The organism is Aeromicrobium sp. PFPM2_SD2, assembly GCF_057364525.1.
Map to the genome: position 1 here is coordinate 1 of NZ_JBNFNZ010000741.1, position 693 is coordinate 693.

The following is a 693-nucleotide window of genomic DNA, read 5'->3' on the forward strand; positions in this document are numbered from 1 at the left end:
GGCCCCGCCTGGGGCTGGGGCGAGGCCGTCGCCCGCGCCAGCTCCGCCGGCTGGCCCCGTGACGGACGCCTCGTCGAGGGGCGAAGTTTCCGGCCCGCGTCGACGGGCACCGAGTGGGTCTCCCCCCGACGTGCTGCGCCGCTGCGGTCGCGGTCCCTGGCCGCGGCCCGCCAGCAGGTCGAGCCGGTCGACACCGCCACCTTCGCCCGCTTCCTGGTCTCGTGGCAGTCGGCCGACCGGTCGCTGCGCGGCGTCGACGGCGTGTTGGCCGTGGTCGACCAGCTCGCCGGCCTGCCGCTGCCCGCGTCCGCGTGGGAGTCGGTGGTGCTGCCCAGCCGGGTCGCGGACTACTCCCCCGCCATGCTCGACGAGCTCACAGCGGCGGCGAGGTCGGTCTGGAGCGGGGGCGGGGCACGCTTGCCGGGCCGTGACGGGCTGGGTGCGCCTGCACCCGGCCGACCTCGTCCTGCCGCACGAGACCGCGCACGAGCCGGACGCCCTGCAGCAGCTCCTGCTGCAGGCGCTGGGCGACGGCGGCGGCCACTTCTTCCGCCGGCTGGCCGACGACGTCGCGGCGCTCAGCCAGGAGCCGGTCACGACGCCCAGGTCGAGGACGCCCTCTGGGGCCCTGGTGTGGGGCCGGGCGGGTCAGCCAACGACACCCTGGCCCCGCTGCGCACCTACGTCGGCGGC

1 protein-coding gene and 1 pseudogene are annotated in these 693 nt (G+C 77.5%); both read left to right on the forward strand.

The window, feature by feature from the left end:
* Positions 1-156: 156 nt before the first annotated feature.
* Positions 157-405: pseudogene (locus AC2W7G_RS17825) on the forward strand (Lhr family ATP-dependent helicase); the annotation flags it as partial.
* A 22-nt stretch (positions 406-427) separates the two neighbouring features.
* Positions 428-693 (forward strand): hypothetical protein (locus tag AC2W7G_RS17830; RefSeq protein WP_485869604.1); only part of this gene is annotated, 266 nt, incomplete at its 3' end.